This window comes from Achromobacter sp. UMC46 (assembly GCF_014170335.1).
Taxonomy (GTDB): domain Bacteria; phylum Pseudomonadota; class Gammaproteobacteria; order Burkholderiales; family Burkholderiaceae_B; genus Achromobacter.
Genome location: NZ_LZZS01000026.1, coordinates 192,051 through 212,125, shown reverse-complemented (window position 1 = coordinate 212,125; position 20,075 = coordinate 192,051). Strand labels below are relative to the sequence as shown.

Annotated in this window: 18 protein-coding genes and 1 tRNA gene; 13 read left to right on the top strand and 6 right to left on the bottom strand. The window is 64.5% G+C overall.

The features are described 5' to 3' along the window. The first annotated feature begins 70 nt into the window (after positions 1-70). Positions 71-319, top strand: a complete 249-nt coding sequence (locus tag A9973_RS19305; protein ID WP_081534068.1) for a hypothetical protein — start codon at positions 71-73, stop codon at positions 317-319. A gap of 231 nt (positions 320-550) precedes the next feature. Here the strand turns inward: A9973_RS19305 and A9973_RS19300 are convergent, their stop codons facing one another. Then, on the bottom strand, positions 551-886 hold the full coding sequence (locus tag A9973_RS19300; protein ID WP_183015304.1) for a virulence factor: 336 nt from the start codon (positions 884-886) through the stop codon (positions 551-553). A 288-nt stretch (positions 887-1,174) separates the two neighbouring features. Further along, positions 1,175-1,672, bottom strand: coding sequence for an ASCH domain-containing protein (locus tag A9973_RS19295; protein ID WP_183015303.1), 498 nt, complete (start codon positions 1,670-1,672; stop codon positions 1,175-1,177). A gap of 188 nt (positions 1,673-1,860) precedes the next feature. Between A9973_RS19295 and A9973_RS19290 the strand changes: the two genes are divergently transcribed. Further along, positions 1,861-2,058 carry a hypothetical protein gene (locus A9973_RS19290; RefSeq protein WP_183015392.1) on the top strand — a complete coding sequence of 66 codons (198 nt, stop codon included), beginning with the start codon at positions 1,861-1,863 and terminating at the stop codon, positions 2,056-2,058. A 116-nt stretch (positions 2,059-2,174) separates the two neighbouring features. Next, positions 2,175-3,365, top strand: coding sequence for an amidohydrolase family protein (locus A9973_RS19285; RefSeq protein WP_183015302.1), 1,191 nt, complete (start codon positions 2,175-2,177; stop codon positions 3,363-3,365). 22 nt (positions 3,366-3,387) lie between these two features. Here A9973_RS19285 and A9973_RS19280 read toward each other — a convergent pair whose 3' ends face one another. Next, on the bottom strand, positions 3,388-4,272 hold the full coding sequence (locus A9973_RS19280) for a LysR family transcriptional regulator (protein ID WP_183015301.1): 885 nt from the start codon (positions 4,270-4,272) through the stop codon (positions 3,388-3,390). A 161-nt stretch (positions 4,273-4,433) separates the two neighbouring features. Between A9973_RS19280 and A9973_RS19275 the strand changes: the two genes are divergently transcribed. Together A9973_RS19275 and A9973_RS19270 are read left to right on the top strand one after the other, a co-directional pair. Further along, the gene (locus A9973_RS19275) at positions 4,434-5,561 is read left to right on the top strand and encodes a mandelate racemase/muconate lactonizing enzyme family protein (protein WP_169270571.1); all 1,128 of its coding nucleotides are present in this window, start codon (positions 4,434-4,436) and stop codon (positions 5,559-5,561) included. A 73-nt stretch (positions 5,562-5,634) separates the two neighbouring features. Then, positions 5,635-6,621 (top strand): tripartite tricarboxylate transporter substrate binding protein, encoded by a 987-nt coding sequence (locus A9973_RS19270; RefSeq protein WP_183015300.1) that lies wholly within the window; start codon positions 5,635-5,637, stop codon positions 6,619-6,621. A gap of 28 nt (positions 6,622-6,649) precedes the next feature. Here the strand turns inward: A9973_RS19270 and A9973_RS19265 are convergent, their stop codons facing one another. After that, entirely contained in the window at positions 6,650-7,498 is an 849-nt protein-coding gene (locus A9973_RS19265) for an IclR family transcriptional regulator (protein WP_183015299.1), read from the bottom strand. Between the two features lie 172 nt (positions 7,499-7,670). Between A9973_RS19265 and A9973_RS19260 the strand changes: the two genes are divergently transcribed. The 4 genes from A9973_RS19260 to A9973_RS19245 are packed head-to-tail and all read left to right on the top strand — an operon-like array spanning position 7,671 to position 12,216. Further along, a complete protein-coding gene (locus A9973_RS19260) occupies positions 7,671-9,323 on the top strand; it encodes an MFS transporter (protein ID WP_183015298.1) in 1,653 nt (550 codons plus the stop codon). Positions 9,324-9,341: 18 nt separating this feature from the next. Next, complete coding sequence (locus tag A9973_RS19255; RefSeq protein ID WP_183015297.1) at positions 9,342-10,301, top strand: carbon-nitrogen hydrolase family protein; 960 nt, start codon at positions 9,342-9,344, stop codon at positions 10,299-10,301. Positions 10,302-10,304: 3 nt separating this feature from the next. Beyond that, positions 10,305-10,919, top strand: coding sequence for a flavin reductase family protein (locus tag A9973_RS19250; RefSeq protein ID WP_183015296.1), 615 nt, complete (start codon positions 10,305-10,307; stop codon positions 10,917-10,919). Positions 10,920-10,941: 22 nt separating this feature from the next. After that, positions 10,942-12,216: a DUF2254 domain-containing protein gene (locus A9973_RS19245; protein ID WP_183015295.1), complete on the top strand. Its 1,275-nt coding sequence runs from the start codon at positions 10,942-10,944 to the stop codon at positions 12,214-12,216. 118 nt (positions 12,217-12,334) lie between these two features. On the opposite strand, the gene A9973_RS19240 is transcribed toward A9973_RS19245, so the two are convergent. Next, positions 12,335-12,425 (bottom strand) — tRNA-Ser (locus tag A9973_RS19240). Positions 12,426-12,668: 243 nt separating this feature from the next. On the opposite strand from A9973_RS19240, the gene A9973_RS19235 reads away from it, so the two are divergent. The 3 genes from A9973_RS19235 to yaaA all read left to right on the top strand — a co-directional run bounded on the left by A9973_RS19235 (position 12,669) and on the right by yaaA (position 15,562). Beyond that, entirely contained in the window at positions 12,669-13,886 is a 1,218-nt protein-coding gene (locus A9973_RS19235) for a cation:proton antiporter (RefSeq protein ID WP_183015294.1), read from the top strand. Positions 13,887-13,990: 104 nt separating this feature from the next. Beyond that, positions 13,991-14,773, top strand: coding sequence for a 3-hydroxybutyrate dehydrogenase (locus A9973_RS19230; protein WP_183015293.1), 783 nt, complete (start codon positions 13,991-13,993; stop codon positions 14,771-14,773). Between the two features lie 15 nt (positions 14,774-14,788). Continuing rightward, entirely contained in the window at positions 14,789-15,562 is a 774-nt protein-coding gene (gene yaaA, locus A9973_RS19225) for a peroxide stress protein YaaA (protein ID WP_183015292.1), read from the top strand. A gap of 80 nt (positions 15,563-15,642) precedes the next feature. Here the strand turns inward: yaaA and A9973_RS19220 are convergent, their stop codons facing one another. After that, positions 15,643-17,868 carry an FUSC family membrane protein gene (locus A9973_RS19220; protein ID WP_183015291.1) on the bottom strand — a complete coding sequence of 742 codons (2,226 nt, stop codon included), beginning with the start codon at positions 17,866-17,868 and terminating at the stop codon, positions 15,643-15,645. 427 nt (positions 17,869-18,295) lie between these two features. Between A9973_RS19220 and A9973_RS19215 the strand changes: the two genes are divergently transcribed. Next, the gene (locus tag A9973_RS19215) at positions 18,296-20,065 is read left to right on the top strand and encodes an acetolactate synthase 3 catalytic subunit (protein ID WP_370539509.1); all 1,770 of its coding nucleotides are present in this window, start codon (positions 18,296-18,298) and stop codon (positions 20,063-20,065) included. Positions 20,066-20,075: the final 10 nt, after the last annotated feature.

Here is a 20,075-nt window from a genome sequence, read left to right as displayed (position 1 = left end):
GCCGGATAGTTGCGGCACAATACACCCGCGTTCTACACGCTTCATTCACATATAAAACAAGGAGTTGTCCATGACTTCAAGAATGATTGGAGATTTTCGTGTGAGATGCTCTGTCGCTCATGAAGACGAACAGGGCTACCGCGTGCAGATATGGACCCGCCGAGTCGGCGGAACCGCACCGGAAAAATGCTGGACGGTGCCCGGACAGGCGCCGTTCTCCGACTTGCACGAAGCAGAACAGGAAAGCCGTCAATTGTTCCAAGAAATCAATGGTGTGCGTTTTAACGGTGAACCGGAGTTTGCACATGCGTCCGCATAATGGCTGGTGGCGGGCGTCGAGTGCGCCCCGCAGATGGATTGATCTTGTTCAGGAGTCGCCGCAGGAGGCCAACAAGCCGAATGCGGCATTGCAGAAACCGGCCGCCCTGGCCGGCAAACCGGTACAGGCTCCCGCAGCCTGATACGGTTCTGACGGGGCACCGGACAATGCCCTGAACGAAATAGAAAGCAGCGACAAAAAAGGCCACCCATTCGAGTGGCCTTTGCCTTGTTAACGGCGCCAATCGCCGTGGCCATGCCCATGTCCGCGGTAATAGCCCGGACCCGGGCCGTAGTAGCGCGGGGGCGGGCCACCGCGCCAGTAGGGGCCGCCGCGGTAATAGACCGGGGCGGGGTAGACCACCGGGGGCGCCACATAGACAGGGGCCGGGTGGTAGTAGACGGGCGGCGGCGGGGCCACGTAGACCGGTGCGGGGGCGACATAGACCGGCGCCGGATAGATCACGCCGGGGACGCCGATGGAAATGCCCACATCCACACGGGCCAATGCGACGCTGGAGATCAGTAGACCTGCGGCACCGACACCTGCGATAAGCCATTTTTTCATGTTGCACCTGCCTGCTGCATGACACAGCAAAGTTGAGTATTCGACGGCCCTATTTTCGGGCTTTCCCGCTGGCTTTTCGTAAGCGGGCCTTCCTCAATAGCGACAATCCGCAACCGCTGCCTTGCTTGAATCCGGACAGGTGCTGCACTGCGGCGTGGTGCGTCCGCTCTGGTAAACCCGCACTTGAAATCGATTGAAATCAGCTGGAATGAGATGAAGTTGGGGTAGGGCGTTACACGCCGTCACCAACCCGGCATGCCGCCTGGCGCCTGTCGGGCGCCGCCGTCCTTATTCGTCCTGCTGGCGACGGAATTCCACGACCCATACCCACGGATTCGCGGCCCAGGCATGCGAACCGTAGCGTTCGCACCACGTCAGCGCGAACGCCGTTTGAAGCGGCACGCCCGGCAGCAGCGCCGACGATTCATAAAGCGCTTGCGTGCCCTCGGCGCGCGCGTCGGTTTCGGTCAGGTTTTGCAAACGCTGTATGCGCACGCCCACGATCACTGCGTTGGCGAACGGCTGGCCGGCTTCATCAGTCAAGACGATGCTCTCGCCGGATTTCCCATAGGGGCATCTGACCCAGCTGGACGTCTTTCGCAGCTCGGTGGGGTTATCGCGGTTGGGGCCCATGGCCACCCATCTGCCGGAGTCTTCCGCGTCGGCGTACCAGACCGTGGTGGGTTTAGTCGGTTGCGGCTTCAAAATGCGGCGGCTCTGCACTTTGGAGCCGTTCAAGACGGCCTGTTTAAGCGGTTCGCTGAATTGAAGTGACTGCCTTTTCATGCGCTCGCTATTCTCCTCTCGATTAACGCTTGGTCGTTTCCGGCATCGCGTTGAATCGATGTGTGACAAGTGCACCAGCTATTTTTATCCAGTTGCGGGAAGTATGACCTGTCGTGTTCGTGATGTCAGGCACGGTTTGTATTAGTGTTGTCTTTTTGTACCGGCGTCGTTATTTGTATACTCAAGGCATGAATACAGACCTGCATGACCTCAAGCCTGGCTACTACTGGTACTCCATGGCCAATGATCCGCTGGCCGTCATCCACATCCACGAAGACGGCGGCGCTTCCCTGATGGGCACCGACTACCGCATCGGCGCCGAAGGCGTGGCCGACATGGTCCGCCAGGGCGAACGCTTCTTCTGGATCGAACCGCCGCAAGTTTGATGCCCAAGATGTTTGCGTAGCCGGCCATGGGGGCCGGCCGCTTGCGCTTGTGCGGAACACCTTTGCGGAACACCTTTGCGGAAGATTTCTGCGGACCATCTTTTGCGGAGCATCCCATGACCGACTTGTTATTGAAGAATGTCCGCGTCTCGAATAGCGAGGCCGTGGACGTGCTGGTGCGCGCGGGCCGCATCGCCCGGATCGGCCCCGGGATCGAAGCCGCGGCCGATGCCCTGGTGGAAGACGGCGGCGGCGCCTTGCTGCTGCCGGGGCTGGTCGAAGGGCACACCCACCTGGACAAGACCAACTGGGAATCGCCCTGGTATGTGAACGAAGTCGGCTCCGCGCTGACGGACCGCATCGATAACGAACGCGCCTGGCGCGCCAGCACCGGCCACGACGCGGCCAGCCATGCGCGCGCGCTGGCGCTGGCTTTCCTGCGTGAAGGCACGACCCGCATTCGCAGCCACGTCGACGTCGATACCGATGCCGGCTTGCGCCACCTGGACGGTGTGCATGCCACGCGTGAAGAGCTGGCCGGCCGCGTCGACATCCAAACCGTGGCGTTTCCGCAATCGGGGTTGCTGATCCGTCCGGGCACCGCCGAATTGCTGGACCAGGCGCTGGCGCAGGGCGCCGACGTGCTGGGCGGGCTGGACCCGTCCGCCATCGACCGCGATCCCGCACAATCGTTGGACGTGCTGTTCGGCCTGGCTGACAAACATGGCAAGCCGGTGGACATCCATCTGCATGAACCCGGTGAACTGGGCGCGTTCACGCTGGACCTGATCCTGGACCGCGTGGCCGCGCTGGGCATGCAAGGCAAGGTGGTCATCAGCCATGCCTTCTGTCTGGGCGGGATCGACGCGAAGCGGCTGGACGGCTTGCTCCGGCGCCTGGCCACGTTGGACACGGCCGTACTGACCACGGCGCCGCCGTCCCGGCCCGTGCCGGCGGTGCGCGCCTGCCGCGAGGCCGGGGTGACGATCTTTGGCGGCAACGACGGCATCCGCGATACCTGGACGCCTTATGGCAGCCCCGACATGCTGGCGCGCGCCATGATGATCGGCCTGCGCAACGACCTGCGGCGCGACGACGAGGTCGAGTGGGCGTTCGATTGCGTGACGGGGGCTGCGGCCCGCGCCTGTGGGTTCGCGGACTATGGCCTGACGCCGGGGGCGCGCGCTGACCTGGTTCTGGTGGACGCAAGCTGCGTGACTGAAGCCGTGGTGACCCGCAAGCCCCGCCGCCTGGTTGTGGCAGGGGGCGCCATCGTGGCGCGCAACGGGCAGGACGCCATCGCCTGAGCGTCTTGGAAGTCTTCAGCCCCTAAGGCTGGGACAAGCCAAGCTGCGACTCGGTCAGTTCCACGAACGCGCGCATCAATTCCGACCGCACGCCGGCGCGCAGCCAGATTGCGCCCACCGTGCGCACCGGGCACGGCGCAGGCAGCGGCCAGCGCTTGACCTGCGCCGGTGGCGTGCCGGAGGCGGCCCAATCCGGCAGCAGCGCCACCCCCAACCCTTCCGAGACCAGCTTGGCGATGGAATCGATTCCATCCAGCTCGAAGCGCACCTGCGGCCGCAGGTTGCGCGTCCGCAGATAATCGTCCGCCATCTTTCCGCCCACTACGCTGCGGTCATAGCAGATGTAGGGTTCGCGCGCGATCACCGCCAGCGGATCGCGCACCTTCATGTCGGCGGGGGTGACCAGCACCAGGGGCTCGTGGCGCAGATCGCGCCATGCGCAGGTCTTGGGCAGCGCGAACAACGGGTGCACCAGCAGCGCGCCGTCCAGTTCGCCTGACAGCACCTTGCCGTACAGCAGCGTGGTGGGGGCGGGCTCGATATAGATTTCGATGTGTGGGTGCCGCGTGACCCAGGTCCGCAGCACGGGCGGCATGATGCCCGTCAGCGCGGTGGGCGTGGCGCCCAGCCGCAAGGGGCCGGCGGGCAGGTCCGTGTCGCTGGCCGCCGAACGCAGGTCCCGCACGTCGCGCAATATCTGGCGGGCGCGCTCCAGGATGCGCAGCCCCGCCGGCGTCGGTTTGACGGTGCGCCCGGAGCGGGCGATCAGCGCGCTTCCCACGTCCGCTTCCAGCGCCCGCAGCCGCTGCTGCACGGTGGCGGGCGTCAAGTCCTGGTGCCGGGCGGCCTGGGCGATGGAGCCCAGTTCCACCACATGCACATAGGTTTGCAGAAAGCGCGAATCCACGGCGGCGAGCCTCTTGGGAAGATGGAATATCCATATTCTAAAGATGCATGACGATAATTGTTGTTTTCTTTGGCGAAGGGAAGAATACGTCCAGAGCATTCAGCCCGCGCAAGACGCGTTGGCGCCGCTTGTCGAAATTTCCCCTTATCAAGGAGCCTGTCGTGCCCATCATTGAATCCATCGACGTATGCGCCGCCGCGGTGCCGTTGGACAAAGTCACCTCGTTCTCGAACCGCACCGTCTCCACGCGGCACTATGGCCTGGTCAAGGTGCGTTCCACCGATGGCGTGGAAGGCATCGGGTTTTGCTACGTGGGCAGCGCCGGCGGGGCCATCTTCGAAGCGGCCGTGCAAAGCCTGCTTGGGCCCGTGCTGCTGGGCAAGGACTCGCATGCCGTCGAAGGACTGTGGCAATCGATGTACCAGGAGGCGTTGCTGCAAGGCCGCCAGGGCACCGTGATGCGCGCGCTGAGCGCGCTGGACATCGCCCTGTGGGACTTGAACGCCAAGACCGCCGGCCTGCCGCTGCACAAGTTCCTGGGCGCCGTCGAACTGGAAACCGTGCCGGCTTACGCCAGCGGCGGCTACTACCTGGACGGCAAGACGCCGCAGCATCTGGGCGAAGAAATGGCCAGCTATGTGGACAAGGGTTTCCGCGCCGTCAAGATGAAAACCGGCCGCCTGTCGCCGCGCGAGGAAGAGGCGCGGCTGAAGGCGGCACGCGAGGCCGTGGGCCCGGACGTCGAACTGATGATGGACTGCAACAACGCCTGGCAGGACGTGACCCAGGCCATGCAGTACATCCGCCGCTTCGAGCAGTACGAGCCCTATTTCATCGAAGAGCCCTTCAGCCCGGACGATATCGACAGCCACGCCAAGCTGGCGCGCCTGACGCACCTGCCGATCGCCACCGCCGAAATCGGCTATGGCCGCTGGTATCACAAGGAATTGCTGGACAAGGGGGCGGCCGGCATTCTGCAGACGGACGCGGCCGTGTGCGGCGGCATCACCGAGTGGAAGCGCATCGCCGCCACCGCCGCCAGCTATGGCGTGGTCGTCTGCCCACACTGGTTCCACGATGTGCATGCACCGCTGGTCGCGGCCACACCGAACGCGCGCTACGTCGAATTTTTCTGGGACGACCAGGTGCTGAACTTTCGCAAGCTGGTCGACCGCCAATTGACCCACAAGCAAGGCCGCGTGGTGTTGCACCAGGAGCCCGGCTTGGGCTTTGGATTCGACGAACGCATGGTCGAACGGTACGGAAAGTGGGCCCGGGTCGGCCGTTGAGGCCGCCCCGCAAGCAGCCAGTGCTTCGCTAAAACCAGCCGCCGGCCTACGGGACCGGCGCGAGGAGACAAGAATGCAACGCAGGCAATTCATGACCGGCGCCGCGGCGCTGGGGGTGGGGCTGGCCCTGCCCGCCGCGGTCCGCGCGCAACAGCCGGACCTGCCGTCCGGCCCCGTGAAGATCGTGGTGGGCTTTCCTGCGGGCGGGGGCACGGACGTGCTGGCCCGCTTGCTGGGGCAGAAGCTGGGCGTGATGTGGGGCATCCCCGTCATCGTGGAAAATCGCGCGGGCGCGGCCGGCATCATCGCCGCCGAGCAGGTAGCGCGGCAGCCGAACGACGGCAACACGCTTCTGATGGCGCATGTGAACAGCCATGGGATCGCGCCGGGGCTGCAGCCCAAGCTGGCCTATTCAGTGGACCGCGATTTTTCGCCCATCGCGCTGGTGGGCAAGACGCCCACCATCCTGATCGGCGGCGCCGCGCAGCCCGCCAAGACCTTGCCCGACCTGGTCAAGCTGTGCCGCGCGCAGCCCGGCAAGATCGTGTTCGGATCGGCCGGCGCCGGATCCGCCCAGCATCTGGCGCTGGAGATTTTCAAGGCGCGCGCCGGCATCGACGTGCTGCACGTGCCGTACAAGGGATCCGCGCCGCTGATGAACGACCTGATGGGCGGCCATGTGCAGTACTGCTTCGAAGGCATGACGACCGCGACGCCGCTGTTGCAGTCGGGCAAGGTGATCGCGCTGGCACAGACGCTGCAGCAGCGTTCCAAGAGCCAGCCGGACGTGCCGACGGTGGCCGAACAAGGTTATCCGGGGTTCGAGGCCAGCATCTGGTTCGGCATGGTAGGGCCGGGCAAGATGCCCGGTGCCATGGTCCAGCGCATGAACCGCGACATCGACCGCGTGCTGGCCATGACGGACGTGCAGGAAAAGCTGGCGCAGGTGGGCGCGGAAGACGGCGGCGGCAGCGTGCAGCGCTTTGCCGACTTCATGACGCAGGAACAGCAGAAGTACGCCAAGACGATCAAAGACGCGAAGATCGTCGTCGAAAGCTGACGCGGCGGCCGGCCCGCGACGTGGCGGCTTAGCGCGCGTCCGGGTCCACCCAGCCCGCCATCGCCGAGATCGAGCGGGCCTTTTCCCGTAGCAGGCGCGCGGTGCCGGACTCCAGTTCATCATCGATCGCGCCCACCGGGCCCATCAGGGTGATGGCCGCGGTCATTTCGCCCAGCATGTCGAAGATGGGCGCCGACAGCGACGTGAAGTGCGGCAGCAGGGCGTGGCGGCAACGGCTGATGTGGTGCTTTTGCACCTCGTCGCGGATCGCCTGCACGTCTTTCGCCGTGTAGGAGTTGCCGGGCGCGCCGCCATGGCTTTCCGGCACCGCCGAGGCCAGTTCCTGCGCCAGCAGGTCGCGGGTCAGTGCATCGGGCAGATGGGCCAGGAAGTTGCGGCCCAGCGCGGACGACAGCAGCGGCATCACGCTGCCTACGCGCAGTTCCAGCAACGGGCGGCTGCGGCTGCCTTCCACCCGGTAGACGATCGTGGGGCCCTTGTTGCCCCATACCCCCAGGAACACGGTGTGCCCGGTGACGGCGGCCACCTCGGCCATGATGGGCCGAGCCGTGGTGAAGACGTCGAACTGCTCCAGGGCCGCCAGGCCCAGCCGCAAGGCATAGGGCCCCAGGCCGTAATGGCCGGTGTCCGCATGCTGCTGCACCACGCCGACCTTCTGGAAGCTGACCAGGTAGTAGTGCACGTTGGGCACAGTCAGTTCGCAGGCGTCGGCGATTTCCTTCAAGGGCATCGGGCGGCCGGTCTGGCGGATCACGTCCAGTATCCGGAACCCCACTTCGATCGACTGGATGCCCCGGCGCGCAGCGGTCGGCGCCTGTTCCGAGTTCTTTTCAACCTTGCCGGCGGGCCTTGCCATCACTGCCTCCACTGTGTCTTTGGCGGCAGTGTAGCAGCGGCTCCGCCACGTCCCGGCGGATGCCGGGGACGGGTTTTCCGGGTTTCCCCCAGCTATGTCTCGTTCGCATTCAAGTTTGATAATAGTTAATGCATACAGCAGTATCAATTGAAATCGATCGGGGATTGCAAGCATGGAAGCTAACGTCGCAATGCAGCGGGTAGACGCGGGGACGACGCTCAGCAGGAAAGAGGAACGCCAGGTGGTGGTGGCCTCGACGCTGGGCACGCTGTTCGAGTGGTACGACTTTTTCATCTACGGGACGCTCGCCGTCTTCATGAGCCAGGTGCTGTTCCCGCAGGACAATCCCACGGTGGCGCTGCTTGCCGCATTGGGCGCGCTGGCGGTGGGTTTCATCATCCGTCCGCTGGGCGCGGTGATGTTCGGCTACCTGGGCGACAAGTGGGGCCGCAAGTACACCTTCCTGATCACGGTCGTGATGATGGGCGGGGCCACCGTGCTGATCGGCTGCCTGCCGACGTATGAATCGGCGGGCCACCTGTCGTGGATCCTGCTGTTGACGCTGCGGGTCATCCAGGGCCTGGCGGTGGGCGGCGAATACGGCGGCGCCGTGATCTACGTGGCCGAACACTGCGAACCGAAGCGCCGCGGTCTCTTGACCGGCTGGATCCAGATCACCTCGTCGGCCGGCCTGATCCTGTCGCTGGTCGTCATCCTGTGCACGCAGGCGGCGATGAGCGCCGAGGACTTCCGCCAATGGGGCTGGCGCCTGCCGTTCATCCTGTCGATCGTGATGCTGGCGATTTCGATCTATGTGCGCGCCAAGCTGCATGAATCGCCCGTCTTCACGCGGATGAAGCAGCAGAACCGCCTGTCGAAGAACCCGATCAAGGAAACGTTCGGCCAATGGTCCAGCCTGCGGCTGGTGCTGCTGGCGCTGATCGGCGTGACCGCCGGCCAGGGCGCGACCTACTTCACGGGCCAGTTCTACGTGATGATCTTCCTGCAGCAGGCGGTGCAGATCGACCAGACCAGCGTCTATACGCTGATCCTGATCGGCTTCATCATCGGCGCGCCGACCTTCGTGCTGTTCGGCTGGCTGTCCGACCGCATCGGCCGCAAGTGGATCATGATGGCGGGTCTGTTCATCGCCGCCATCGGCTACCACTCCATGTTCGAGGTGCTGCTGAAGGCCGGCAACCCGGCGCTGGCGCAGGCCATGCAAAGCACGCCGGTGCGCGTGCACGCCGACACGAGCGGCGGCGCCTGCGACTTCGGCTTGCAGGCCGCGATGATCGGCAGCCACGCCGACCACAAGAAGGTATGCGTGCAGGCCAAGAAATTCCTGGTCGGCAAGGGCATCAATTTCGAATACGCGGCTCCGCTGCCTGGCCAGGACATCGCCATGAGCGTGGGCGGCGTCACCGTCAACGGCTTCGACCGCGCCGGTTACGCCAGCGCGCTGACGGCCGCCGGCTACCCGGACCGCGCCGATCCCGCGCGGGTCGACCGCGCCACCATCATCCTGATCCTGGTGCTGATGACGACCGTCGTGGCGATGGTCTACGGCCCGGTCGCGTCCTATCTGGTCGAACTGTTCCCCGCCCGCATCCGGTATACCGCGCTATCCTTCCCGTACCACATCGGCGCCGGCATCTTCGGCGGGATCGTGCCGTTCACCGCGACCTATCTGGCGCAGGCCAGCGGCAATATCTTCGGCGGTTTGATGTATCCGGTGGCCGTGATGGTCGTGGTGGGCGTCATCGGCAGCCTGTTCCTGCCGAACACCCGCGCCCAGGCCATCGACGAAGACCCCATCCACTAGAAAAAAGCGAGGAGAGACATGTCCGTGCAATCGAGCTTCAAGGCTGCCGTCATCCAGGCGGCGTCCATCCCGACCGACAGCCTGGCTTGCGCCCAGAAGGCGGCTTCCCTGATCCGCCAGGCGGCGGAGCAGGGCGCCCGGGTGCTGGTGTTCCCGGAAGCCTTCCTGGGCGGCTATCCCAAGGGCAATTCCTTCGGCGCGCCCATCGGCATGCGCAAGGCCGAAGGCCGCGATGCCTTCGCCAGCTATCACCAGCAAGCCATCCGGCTGGATGGTGAAGAGGTCGCAGTGGTGGCCCAGGCCGCGGCCGACACCGGCACCTTCGTCGTGATGGGCTGCATCGAGGCCGACGGCGGCACGCTGTATTGCACCGTGCTGTATTTCAACGGTCAGGAAGGGCTTGCCGGCAAGCACCGCAAGCTGATGCCGACCGCGGGCGAACGGCTGATCTGGGGCTTCGGCGACGGCTCGACGATGCCTGTCTTCGATACGCCCTACGGCAAGATCGGCGCCGTCATCTGTTGGGAAAACTACATGCCCATGCTGCGCATGTACATGTACAGCCAGGGCGTGGCGCTGTATTGCGCGCCCACCGCGGATGACCGCGACAGCTGGATCCCCAGCATGCGCCACATCGCGCTGGAAGGCCGCTGCTATGTGCTGACCGCCTGCCAGCACCTGCGCCGCGACGCGTATCCGGAAGACTTCGAATGCGCCTTGGGCGACAGCCCGGACACCGTGCTGATGCGCGGGGGCAGCGCCATCATCGACCCCTTGGGCGAAGTGCTGGCCGGCCCGGATTTTTCCGCCGAAACGATCCTGTACGCTGACATCCATCCCAACCAGATCCTGCGCGGCAAGTACGACTTCGACGTGTCGGGCCACTACGCGCGGCCGGACGTGTTCCAGCTGCACGTCGACACCCGCGAAAAGCGGGCGGTCTCTGCCTCCGGCGCGGCAGGCCAGCAGGAGCCCTGAGCCATGCACTTCGATTTCAGCGCCTTGCCTTCGCAGACGGTCTATAAGCTGTTGACCTCGACCGTCACGCCTCGGCCGATCGCGTGGGTCACCACGATATCGGTCGACGGGTGCGTGAACGCGGCGCCGTTCAGCTTCTTCAACGTCATGGGCCATCAGCCGCCCACGGTCGCCATCGGCCTGATGCGCCGCGCCAATGGCGAGCTCAAGGACACCAGCGCCAACATCATCGAGAACGGCGAGTTCGTGGTGAACCTGGTGCCGGAATCGCTGATGCAGCAGATGAACCAGACCTGCGCGGACTATCCGCCCGGCGTGGACGAGCTGGCCAAGGCCGGATTGAAAGCGCTGCCGGCCGCGCACGTGCGCCCGCCCTTGATCCAGGGCAGCCCGGTGTCGCTGGAATGCGTCAGCCAGGCCACGATCGTGACCGGTCCGCATCAGGTCGTGGTCATCGGCCGGGTGCTGGGCGCGCATGTGGACGACGCGTATGTGCAGGATGCCGAGCGCGGCTACGTGAACACCGCCGAGATGGGGCTGGTTGCCCGGATGCACGGCAGCGGGTGGTACGCTCGCAGCACGGATTTGTTTCAGCTGGCGCGGCCTACCGACCCGTAGCGAGGTGACTTAAGGGGTATAGATGATTGCTCGATGGCAATGGGCGCTCAAGCAATTGACCAAGCGCCTTTGGTTCAAGGCCAGTCTTTTCTCGCTGCTGGGCGTGGTTACCGCCTTGCTTGCCATCATGTTCAAGGGCGTCATTCCTGAAACCTTGCCCGCGCGCATCGGTGCCGAAGCGGTGGACAAGATTTTGGGCATCATTGCGTCCAGCATGCTGGCGGTGACCACCTTTTCGCTCAGCACCATGGTGGCGGCATACGGTGCGGCGAGCAGCGGCGTGACCCCGCGGGCAACCACCCTCGTCATGCAGGACACCACTACGCAAAACGCCTTGGCGACGTTCATCGGCTCATTTCTGTTCAGCCTGGTGGGCATCATCGCGCTGAGTACAGGCGCCTATGGCGCGCAGGGGCGGGTCTTGTTGTTCGCGGTGACGATCGCGGTGGTGATCCTGATCGTCTACACGCTGTTGCGCTGGATCGAGCATCTGTCAAAGCTTGGGCGGGTCGGTGAGACGATTGACCGCGTTGAAAAAGCGACGATCGACGCTATCCAGCACCGAGTCCAGTGGCCATGTCTGGGCGGCAGCCCTTATCCGGCGGCAGGCATGCCGCCCGAGTCGGCGCAGACCGTGGCAAGCGACCAGACAGGCTACGTCCAGCACATAGACGTCCAAGCGCTGGGCCGGATCGCGCGCGACCATCACGCCTTGATCTACCTTGATATTCTTCCGGGCGGCTTTGCCCATGTCGGAATGGCGCTGGCATGGATCGTGTCCGACACCAGCAACGAGCCGGCGCCGCGCGAGGTGCCGAACGAGGAAATTCTTGGTGCTGTCACCATTGGAACGCGTCGCACGTTCGAACACGACCCGCGCTTTGGCTTGTCCGTGCTGTCTGAAATTGCGTCCCGCGCCTTGTCTCCCGCCGTCAACGACCCCGGAACGGCGATTGATGTCATTGGCAGGGGCGTAAGAAGTCTGAGTTACTGGGGGCAGCCGCCATCGCAGCAACTGGATGCCGAAGCGGATTGCCAGCGGGTCTACGTGCACAGCTTGAGCGTGGACGATCTGTTCGACGACTTTTTCGGCCCTATCGCTCGTGACGGCGCGAGTCTGCTGGAAGTGGGCACGCGCATGACAAAGGCGTTATTGAGCCTGGTGGAGATCAATCCGTTGTTCAAGACGGCCGCCTCCCGGCACGCGGTGCGCATGCTCAGGTATGCAGAGGACGCACTGGGACTGGAGGAAGACAAGCGCCAGCTTCGCGAGCTGGCTCAGCCCTTGCTGCGCTGAGGGTTTTGCTGCACTGAGAGTTTTTCCGCTGCCGCGCGCGCGATGTGCTTCACGGAAGAAGCCGCTGCGCCGAAAAGAAAAAAGCCCCTGATTTCTCAGGGGCTTCGTTCTTGAATACTGGCGGAGAGGGTGGGATTCGAACCCACGGTACGGGGATACCGTACGCCTGATTTCGAGTCAGGTACATTCGACCACTCTGCCACCTCTCCGTTGCTGGATTCCGTAACGGTGAAATTCCTGCCTTCGCTCTTGCCGTCTAAGTAGACGATTTAAGCAGTAGGGCGGTTTTCTCACTCAAAGATCCCTGGTCGGAAGGATCTTCGTTGTCGGAGCAGCGAAGCCCGCAATTCTACAGGATTTTTTTCCTGTGTGTAAAGGGGGCGGGAAAAAATCTTTACAGGGGCTTACCCCGGGGCTTCCGGGGCCGGCGATCTTTGCCCAGAATCCTGACCATGGATCTGATTCTTATCCTCTTGCTTGCCGCCGTCCTGTGCGTGCCGATCACCCAGCGGCTGGGGCTGGGCGCCATTCCCGGCTATCTGATTGCGGGCGTACTGATCGGACCCTCCTGCCTGAAACTGGTGACCAACGTGGACACCATGATCAACGTGTCCCAGTGGGGCGTGGTGATGATGCTGTTCATCATCGGGCTGGAGCTGTCGCCCAAGCGGCTCTGGGCCATGCGCAGCGAGGTCTTCATGCTGGGATCTCTGCAGATGCTGGCCTGCGGCCTGCTGCTGGGCGTGGTGTTCGGGGCGGCGCTGCGGCATCTGGCGGGCATGGAATGGCAGGCGGCGGTGCTGTGCGGTCTGTCGCTGGCATTGTCGTCGACGGCGGTGGCGCTGCGGCTGCTGGATGAACGCGCGCTGACGCGCACGCCGTTGGGCCGGTCTGCGCTGGGCGTCCTGCTGTTCCAGGACATGGCGGCGATCCCGATGCTGGTGGCGGCGGGGGTGCTGGGCTCCGACGGCACGTCGGCGCCGTCGTTCAAGGAGGCGCTGATCGCAGTGGCGGTGGTGGCGGTGGCCTACCGGCTTCGGTTGCTGGGCTGGGCCGCCAAAGCGCAACTGAACGAACTGTTCACGGCGGCGGCGCTGCTGATGGTCGTGGGGGCGGCGCAACTGTTCGATTACGCGGGCCTGTCCGCCGGCCTGGGCGGTTTCCTGGTTGGGGTGCTGATGGCGGAATCGCGTTACCGGCACGAGCTGGAAAAGGCGATCGACCCATTCAAAGGCTTACTGCTGGGGCTGTTCTTCCTGGCCATCGGCATGTCCATCAATCTGGCGGTGGTGTCGGTCCATTGGAAACTCATCATCGCCGGCGTGGCGGCCTTGCTGGCGGTCAAGGCGCTGGTCCTGTACGGCTTTGCGCGCTTTCTGGGGCTGCCGCGCTATCACCGGCTGCTGTTCGCCATGGTGCTGGCGCAGGGCGGGGAGTTCAGCTTCGCCATTTTCAACGAGGCCTGGGACAACCATCTGATGAACCTGGAGCAGCGCGACGTGCTGGCGGTGGTGGTGGCGGTATCGATGGGCGTGGTGCCGGTGCTGATCAAACTGCTGGAGCGCGTGCCGGAGAACCGGGGCGGCATGGCCGACCTGCCTGCCGCCGAGCCCGCCGCCGACGCTGCGCAAGCGCCTGCCGACCCTCTGGAAAAGCCGCCTGCCGCTTGACCCTGCGGGTCGTGAGGGCATGGCGTGATCGCCGTCATGCCGGGCAGCTACACTTGAACCCCGTTTTCGCATCCAGCACACCGCCAGACCATAGGAGAATGCTCATGCTCAAAGGAAAAGTCGCCCTTGTCACCGGTTCCACCAGCGGCATCGGCCTGGGTATCGCCACGGCCTTCGCCCAGCAAGGCGCCGATATCGTCCTGAACGGTTTCGGCGATGCCGCCGAGATCGAAAAAGTGCGCGCCGGCCTGGCCGACAAGCATGGCGTGAAGGTGATTTACGACGGCGCCGACCTGTCCAGGGGCGACGCGGTGCGCGGGCTGGTCGACAACGCGGTGCGCCAGCTGGGCCGCATCGACATCCTGGTCAATAATGCCGGCATCCAGCACACCGCGCTGATCGAAGACTTCCCGGCTGAAAAGTGGGATGCGATCCTGGCGCTGAACCTGTCGGCCGTGTTCCATGGCACCGCCGCCGCCTTGCCGCACATGAAGAAGCAGGGTTTCGGCCGCATCATCAATATCGCTTCGGCGCATGGCCTGGTGGCCTCGGCCAACAAGTCGGCCTATGTGGCCGCCAAGCACGGCGTGGTGGGCTTCACCAAGGTCACGGCGCTGGAAACTGCCGGCCAAGGCATCACCGCCAATTCCATCTGCCCGGGCTGGGTTCGCACGGCGCTGGTGGAAAAGCAGATCTCCGCGCTGGCCGAAAAGAACGGCGTCGACCAGGAAACCGCTGCGCGCGACCTGCTCAGCGAAAAGCAACCGTCGCTGCAGTTCGTGACACCGGAACAACTGGGCGGCACGGCCGTGTTCCTGGCGTCGGACGCCGCGGCCCAAATCACTGGAACGTCCGTCTCCGTCGATGGCGGCTGGACGGCGCGTTAATAAAGGAATCCCCGAATGCTGTTTCTGCTTTCCCCCGCCAAGAAGCTGGACTACGACTCGCCGCTGCATATCGAGACGCACTCCCAGCCGCTGTTCGTGGACCAGGCCGCCGGCCTGATCAAGGTGCTGAAGACCAAGTCCGCGGACGATATCTCCGAACTGATGAGCCTGAGCCCGGCGCTGTCCGAGCTGAATGCGCAGCGCTACGCCCACTGGAAGCGCACGTTCACGCTGGCCAATTCGCGCCAGGCCGTGCTGGCCTTCAACGGCGACGTGTATGAAGGGCTGGACGCGTCGACCCTGTCGGCCAAGCAGCTGGATTGGGCGCAAGAACACGTGGCCATCTTGAGCGGCCTGTACGGCGTGCTGCGGCCGCTGGACCTGATGCAGCCGTACCGCCTGGAAATGGGCACGCGGCTGCAGACGCCCAAGGGCAAGAACCTGTACGAGTATTGGGGCTCGACCATTGCGGGCTATTTGAACGAGCGCCAGGAAGGCAAGAAATCGCCGGTGATCGTCAACCTGGCGTCCGAAGAGTATTTCAAGTCGGTCGACCTGAAGACGCTGAAGGCCCGCGTGGTGCAGTGCGTGTTCCAGGACTGGAAGAGCGGCGCCTGGAAGATCATTAGCTTCCACGCCAAGCGCGCGCGCGGCCTGATGGCCCGCTACGCGATCCAGCACAAGGTTGCCAAGCCCGAAGGCCTGCACGGCTTCGACCTGGAAGGCTACGCGTATGACGCGTCGGCGTCGTCGGAAGACAAGCTGGTGTTCCGGCGCAAGCTGGACTGATCCCGGGGCGGATCGCCGCCCCAAGCAAAAGCCGGCCTGTTTCCAGGCCGGCTTTTTTTATCGCGCAAGGACCGTTGCGATCAAGACGCCACGGCCGCCACCGGCGGCGCGTGCGTCGGGTCGGCCAAGGCCTGCAGTTCTTGCCGGATCATGTGGGACGCCTTCAGCATCTGCTTGACCGGGTAGACCAGCGCGGCCTGTTCGCCTTCGGTGTCGAACTGCGTGGGCAGGTTCGCGGCGATCTCGGGGCGGCGTTCGTCCAGCAGGTCGACCATGCCGTTCATGGCCAGTTGCACCGCCTCGGGCGTTTTCGGCAAGGCCGCCAGGATGGGGATCGCCGCGGTGATCTGCGAGGCCAGCACGTGGTTCTGGATCAGCAGGTTGTTGAGCTCGGGCACGCTGACCTGGTGCGATTTCGGTTCGCTCATCATCCGGTAGAAGGCCTCGGCGAAGTTGCTGAACGCGATGTGCACGTTCTTGCGCGCCAGACGCCAGGCCAGGTCGGCATCGATGACCGCCGGGGTCTCGGCCGCGGCGTCGCCCACCGGCGCGCCATGCGCCTGCATGGCATCGGCGTAGCGCAGGCCGGCGATCAGGTATTCGCGGTTGGCGCGCGTGGCGGCGGCGGCCAGGGGCTTCAGGTAGCGGGCTTCCCACCACGGCAGGATGTAGCTGCACACCAGCGCGAGCGTGCAGCCCAGCAGCGTGTCGATGGCGCGTTCGCCGATCACGGACATGGACACCGTGCCCGGCGAGACGAAGTGGAACACCAGCACCACGAAAAGCGTGTTGAAGATGGCGCTGGCCATGTAGTTCAGCTGCACCAGGCTGTTGCCCATGATGCAGGCGCCCAGCAGCACGGCGAACAGGATTTCGGGCCGGTCGGTCACGTTGAACAGCAGCAGCGCGCAGATGCAGCCGATCAGCGTGCCGCCCAACCGCCAGCCGTTGCGCTGCCGCGTCAGCGCGAAACCGGGCTTCATGATGATGACGATGGTCAGCATGATCCAGTAGTTGTGCGCCGAGAACGCCGGCGACAGCCAGCGGCTGGCCAGCGTCATGGCGATGGCAGCTGCTGCCGTCACGCGTAGCGCATAGCGGAAATGCGGGGAGTCCAGGCGCAGGTTGCTGGTCAGCAGGCCGAAACGGAATTCCTGGCGCGAGATGAAGCGGGTCAACGACTTGTTGATGCGCAGCACGTCGGTGGGCTTGGCGTCCGGCGAGGCCGCAGTGTGGTCCGCCAGCCGGTCGACGATGCGGGCGGAATTGCGCAGGCGGCGCAGCACCTGGATGATCAGCGCCAGCATTTCGGGTTCGCGTTCGCCCAGGCCCTGCTGCTTGAGCTGTTCGATCTCGTATTCGATGGCGCGCAGTTCGGCGCGGGCGCTGCTGCGGTACTGCACCTGGCGCCCGCGCGACACGTCCAGCGCGATGCGGTTCAGCTCCAGGGACATCTTCACCAGGGCGTCGCGCATGAACATCAGGCAGTCGTTGCCGGCCAGGGTGCGGCGCAACGCGGCGTAGTCGGTGTGCGTGGCCACCAGCGTGTCCAGCAGCTGCAGCATGTCGACGAACATGTTCCAGATCATCACGCGCTGGCGGTCGCCCAGGCCTTTGCCGCGGGGCAGGGCGCGCAGCACCATGTCGCGGGCGGCCTGGTGCTTTTCCGTCATGACGGACTGGCGCTGGATCAGCGTGCGGTAGGCCTCGTCCAGGTCGGCGGTGGCGTCGTAGAAGGCGGCGCGGGCGGCGACATAGTCGCCGGTGGCGAACAGCGCCACCGACATGGCCTGCTGTTCCTCGCGCAGCCAGAACAGGCGCGAAAAACCCAGGCTGAACACCACGTAGAACAGGGCGCCGCCCAGCGTGGCGGCGGCGTGCGCCAGGACCTCGTGCGGTTCCAGCGGCGAGTGCATGGTCAAGGTCATCAGCAGCAGGCCGGCAAAGCCGATCAGCCCGCCCCGCTTGCCGAACACGGTGAACATCGAATAGACGAAACACTGCGCGATGACGACCAGCCAGATCATCACCGGATGCGTGGACGCCAGCCCGGTGATGATGACGGTCAGCGTGCCCAGCGCGGCGCCGCCCAGCATCTCGTTGGTGCGGTGGCGCTGCGGCCCGCCCGGCTGGTCGATGATGGCCAGGCACTGCGCGCCGAACGTCGCGACCAGCCCAGTCGTGTAGTTGCCGAAGATGCCGCCCAGCACCAGCACGGGCAACAGCATGCCGACCCCCTGGCGCACCCCTCCGAAGAAGTAGTGGCTGTAGAGGAAGCGGCGGATGCTGGCAATGCGCAAATCCATGGGGCGGCGGCGGACGGTGGGCGACCGGATAAGTATAGAGAGGTCGTTCGGATTTTTGGGGTCGGATCGTTACCGGAGTTTCCCTGCATCGCCCGTGCAACGGTCCTGAAACCTCGATTTGCTACCTTTGACGCAACGCGGTAAATTCCATCTCTTGCGTCGGTCTGCCTATCCGATACCGGCGCGTTGAGGCGGATGGTCAGGGTCACCTCCCAGCCATCCTGCCGCAGTGATACCTGCTGTTGGCCGCGCCACAAGCGTGTGTTGCCAAAGCTTCCATTTCGACCTCCAGCGTCCCCAAGGGGCGTTTGCACTGCGTTCTGTCGAGCGTGTGCCGGGTCGGCAGGGTGTCCGGGTGGCGTGGCTCCGTGAGCCGCAAAGCGCCGGATCATGTTGTCGTAGCCGGTATGGGTTCCGTTGCCGCCGTATCCGGGCGAGCAGCAGTCAGGGTTGCAGGGCCGGTACTGAAAGGAAATACAACATGGAAATGAATGGCGCCGATATCGTCGTGCGCTGCCTGGCCGATGAGGGCGTGGAACACGTTTTCGGCTATCCCGGCGGCGCAGTGCTGTACATCTACGACGCGATCTTCAAGCAAGACAAATTTCAGCATATCCTGGTTCGTCACGAGCAAGCCGCCGTGCACGCCGCCGATGCCTATTCGCGCTCGTCGCAAAAGGTCGGCGTCTGCCTCGTGACCAGCGGCCCGGGCGTGACCAATGCCGTCACCGGCATCGCCACCGCCTATATGGATTCCATCCCCATGGTCATCATCAGCGGGCAAGTGCCCACTGCGGCCATCGGCGAGGACGCCTTCCAGGAATGCGACACCGTCGGCATCACGCGTCCCTGCGTCAAGCACAACTTCCTTGTGCGCGACGTCAAGGACCTGGCCGAAACCATGCGCCGCGCGTTCTACATCGCGCGCACGGGCCGTCCCGGCCCGGTGCTGGTGGATATCCCCAAGGACATCACCGTCGCGCAGTGCAAGTACACGCCGCCCAAGGGCGAGATCTCGATGCGTTCCTATGCGCCCGTCAACAAGGGCCACCAGGGGCAGATCAAGAAAGCCGTGCAGATGCTGCTGGCCGCCGAGCGGCCGATGATCTACACGGGCGGCGGGGTCATTCTGTCGAACGCCGCGCCCGAGCTCAACAAGCTCGTGTCGCAGCTGGGCGCGCCCTGCACCAGTACCCTGATGGGTCTGGGCGGCTACCCGGCCAGCAGCGGCCAGTTCGTGGGCATGCCCGGCATGCACGGCACGTACGAAGCCAATATGGCGATGCAGCACTGCGACGTGCTGCTGGCCATCGGGGCTCGTTTCGATGACCGCGTGATCGGCAATCCCAAGCACTTCGCGCAGAACGCCCGCAAGATCATCCATATCGATATCGATCCCTCGTCGATCTCCAAGCGCGTGCGCGTGGACGTCCCGATCGTCGGTAACGTCAAGGACGTGCTGGCCGACCTCAGCGCGCAATACGAGATCGCCGCGGCCGAGCACAAGCCGGCCCCCATCGCCAAATGGTGGGAGCAGGTCGAGACGTGGCGCGGCAAGGAATGCCTGAAGTTCGCCAACTCGGACGAAGTGATCAAGCCGCAGTACGTGGTGGAAAAGCTCTGGGAAGTGACCGGCGGCGACGCTTTCGTCACCTCCGACGTGGGCCAGCACCAGATGTGGGCGGCCCAGTACTACAAGTTCGACAAGCCGCGCCGCTGGATCAACTCCGGCGGCCTGGGCACCATGGGGGTGGGGCTGCCGTACGCGATGGGCGTACAGATGGCCAACCCTGGGCACGACGTCGCCGTCATCACCGGCGAAGCGTCGATCCAGATGAACATCCAGGAACTGTCGACCTGCCACCAGTACCGCCTGACGCCCAAGATCGTCTGCCTGAACAACCGTTTTCTGGGTATGGTCCGGCAATGGCAGCAGATCGATTACGGCTCGCGCTATTCCGAGTCCTACATGGATTCGCTGCCCGACTTCGTCAAGGTGGCCGAGGCCTATGGCCACGTGGGTCTGCGCATCGAGCGTCCGGCGGATGTCGAACCCGCGCTGCGCGAAGCGTTCGGCAAGCACAAGGAACGCCTGGTCTTCCTGGACTTCATCACCGACCGCACCGAAAACGTGTGGCCGATGGTCAAGGCCGGACGCGGGCTGACCGAAATGCTGCTTGGCTCTGAAGACCTGTAAGGAGGCCACC

What these genes read in the sequence shown, in the direction of transcription:
- A9973_RS19305 (WP_081534068.1), top strand. Translation starts at nt 71, where the DNA reads ATGACTTCAAGAATGATTGGAGATTTTCGTGTGAGATGCTCTGTCGCT.
- A9973_RS19300 (WP_183015304.1), bottom strand. Translation starts at nt 886, where the DNA reads ATGAAAAAATGGCTTATCGCAGGTGTCGGTGCCGCAGGTCTACTGATC.
- A9973_RS19295 (WP_183015303.1), bottom strand. Translation starts at nt 1,672, where the DNA reads ATGAAAAGGCAGTCACTTCAATTCAGCGAACCGCTTAAACAGGCCGTC.
- A9973_RS19290 (WP_183015392.1), top strand. Translation starts at nt 1,861, where the DNA reads ATGAATACAGACCTGCATGACCTCAAGCCTGGCTACTACTGGTACTCC.
- A9973_RS19285 (WP_183015302.1), top strand. Translation starts at nt 2,175, where the DNA reads ATGACCGACTTGTTATTGAAGAATGTCCGCGTCTCGAATAGCGAGGCC.
- A9973_RS19270 (WP_183015300.1), top strand. Translation starts at nt 5,635, where the DNA reads ATGCAACGCAGGCAATTCATGACCGGCGCCGCGGCGCTGGGGGTGGGG.
- A9973_RS19265 (WP_183015299.1), bottom strand. Translation starts at nt 7,498, where the DNA reads ATGGCAAGGCCCGCCGGCAAGGTTGAAAAGAACTCGGAACAGGCGCCG.
- A9973_RS19260 (WP_183015298.1), top strand. Translation starts at nt 7,671, where the DNA reads ATGGAAGCTAACGTCGCAATGCAGCGGGTAGACGCGGGGACGACGCTC.
- A9973_RS19255 (WP_183015297.1), top strand. Translation starts at nt 9,342, where the DNA reads ATGTCCGTGCAATCGAGCTTCAAGGCTGCCGTCATCCAGGCGGCGTCC.
- A9973_RS19250 (WP_183015296.1), top strand. Translation starts at nt 10,305, where the DNA reads ATGCACTTCGATTTCAGCGCCTTGCCTTCGCAGACGGTCTATAAGCTG.
- A9973_RS19245 (WP_183015295.1), top strand. Translation starts at nt 10,942, where the DNA reads ATGATTGCTCGATGGCAATGGGCGCTCAAGCAATTGACCAAGCGCCTT.
- A9973_RS19235 (WP_183015294.1), top strand. Translation starts at nt 12,669, where the DNA reads ATGGATCTGATTCTTATCCTCTTGCTTGCCGCCGTCCTGTGCGTGCCG.
- A9973_RS19230 (WP_183015293.1), top strand. Translation starts at nt 13,991, where the DNA reads ATGCTCAAAGGAAAAGTCGCCCTTGTCACCGGTTCCACCAGCGGCATC.
- yaaA (WP_183015292.1), top strand. Translation starts at nt 14,789, where the DNA reads ATGCTGTTTCTGCTTTCCCCCGCCAAGAAGCTGGACTACGACTCGCCG.
- A9973_RS19220 (WP_183015291.1), bottom strand. Translation starts at nt 17,868, where the DNA reads ATGGATTTGCGCATTGCCAGCATCCGCCGCTTCCTCTACAGCCACTAC.